The organism is Actinoalloteichus spitiensis RMV-1378 (genome assembly GCF_000239155.1).
In the GTDB taxonomy this organism is placed as follows: domain Bacteria; phylum Actinomycetota; class Actinomycetes; order Mycobacteriales; family Pseudonocardiaceae; genus Actinoalloteichus_B; species Actinoalloteichus_B spitiensis.
In genome coordinates, this window is the sequence record NZ_AGVX02000610.1 from 1 (window position 1) to 1,867 (window position 1,867).

A 1,867-nucleotide genomic window follows, 5' to 3' on the forward strand; every position below is an offset into this window, starting at 1 on the left:
GGTTCCGAACGGACCACCCGCCCGGAACCGGGCCCCGCCGCGAACCACGGCGACCGCGCTTCGACCTTTCGGGTGACATCGGCCGGTCGCTCTCGCCGGCTGCGGGCAGGACGCGGTATCGATCACGTGGCGTGCCCCGCGCGGGGCGCGCCGCGACCACGTTCCGCCGACAAGGGACTTCCCGCCGTCGCCAGGCGGGAGCACCGGAAGGGCGCTCGATGCCGAAACCCCCACTGCCCCAGCACATCGTCGACTTCCTCGAAAAGCCGCAACCGGCCGTGATGGCCACCGTGCGCCCGGAGGGCGGGCCGGTCTCGGTGGCCACCTGGTACCTGTGGGAGAAGGGCCGGGTGCTGCTCAACATGGACGCCGGCCGCAGCCGGCTGCGGCACCTGCGCGCCGACCCGGCGGTCTCGCTGACCGTGCTCGACAACGACAGCTGGTACCGGCACGTCAGCCTGCGTGGCCGGATCGTCGAGCTGGTGGACGACCCCGCACTGGCCGACATCGACCGGCTCTCCCGGCACTACGGCGGGGAGGCCTATCCGGTTCGGGACCGGGCCCGGGTGAGCGCGTGGATGGAGATCGACCACTGGCACGCGTGGAACATCGACTGACGCCTCGGCTCCCCTGGTGGACAGGGCCAGCCCGTCGTCACGCAGCGTCGCCGCACGTGCGGGGAAATCCTCGGTCAGGTGTTCGCAATCGGGGGACTCACCGCTAGGTTTCCTGGGGTGACTTTCGACAACGGCGCATGGCAGTTACCGAGGCACCTCGCCACGGGAGTGGAGGCGCCGACCCCGGCGGCCCCGGTCGACATGGACGAGGCGGAGGAGTTCCTGCGCCTCTTCCACGGGGAGAACCCCGACGCCGGTCCCGTCGAACCCCGGATCCGGTGGGTGCGGACGGAGATCGAGCTCACCGGCTCCTACCACCACACCTCGGCGGAACTGGCGTTCGGTGCCCGCGTCGCCTGGCGCAACAGCGCCCGCTGCATCGGCCGGCTGTACTGGCGCAGCCTCCGTGTTCGGGACATGCGTTCGGTCCACCGCGCGGCCGACATCGCCGACCAGTGCGTGCGCCACCTCCGCACGGCCTACAACGGCGGGCGGCTCCGGCCCGTCATCACGGTCTTCGCGCCCGACCGGCCCGACTCGCCCGCGCCGCTCATCTGGAACGAGCAGCTCGTGCGGTACGCGGGGTACCGGCTCTCCGACGGCTCCGTGCTCGGCGATCCCCGGTACGTGGACTTCACCGCCTCCCTGATCGAACGCGGGTGGCGCCCACCCGAGCCGAAGGGCCCCTTCGACGTCCTCCCACTGCTGGTGGAGACCCCGCAGGAGGGTCCGGTGCTCACGCCCGTCCCCCGCGACGCCGTGGCGGAGGTCCCGCTGACCCATCCCGAGCTGCCCTGGTTCGCCGAACTCGGCCTGCGGTGGCATGCCGTGCCCGCGATCAGCAACATGCGGATGTCGATCGGAGGCGTCTCCTACCCCACCGCGCCGTTCAACGGCTGGTACATGGGCACCGAGATCGGGGCGCGCAACCTCGCCGACCACGACCGCTACGACGTGCTGCCCGAGGTGGCCGAGCGGCTGGGCCTGGACACCGGTGGCGAGCGGACGCTGTGGCGCGACCGCGCGCTCGTCGAGGTCAACCGGGCCGTCCTGCACTCGTTCGAACTGCACGGCGTGACGATCACCGACCACCACACCGAGTCCCACCGCTTCCTCCGGCACCTGGAGAAGGAGGAGAAGGCCGGGCGCCGTTGCCCCGCCGACTGGAGTTGGATCGTGCCGCCGATGTCGGGCGCGCTCACCCCGGTCTTCCACCGGTACTACGACACCGACCACCTGCGACCGGAGTT

2 protein-coding genes are annotated in these 1,867 nt (G+C 71.6%); both read left to right on the forward strand.

Annotation, left to right across the window (positions count from 1 at the left end):
• Positions 1 to 218 precede the first annotated feature (218 nt).
• On the forward strand, positions 219 to 617 hold the full coding sequence (locus ACTIDRAF_RS0222545) for a PPOX class F420-dependent oxidoreductase (protein ID WP_016700970.1): 399 nt from the start codon (positions 219 to 221) through the stop codon (positions 615 to 617).
• A 201-nt stretch (positions 618 to 818) separates the two neighbouring features.
• Positions 819 to 1,867, forward strand: a 1,049-nt coding sequence (locus ACTIDRAF_RS30600) for a nitric oxide synthase oxygenase (RefSeq protein WP_052168938.1), incomplete at its 3' end; no start/stop codon positions are given.

Excerpts from the sequence above, each read along its gene's own strand:
- ACTIDRAF_RS0222545 (WP_016700970.1), top strand. The coding sequence starts at position 219 with ATGCCGAAACCCCCACTGCCCCAGCACATCGTCGACTTCCTCGAAAAG.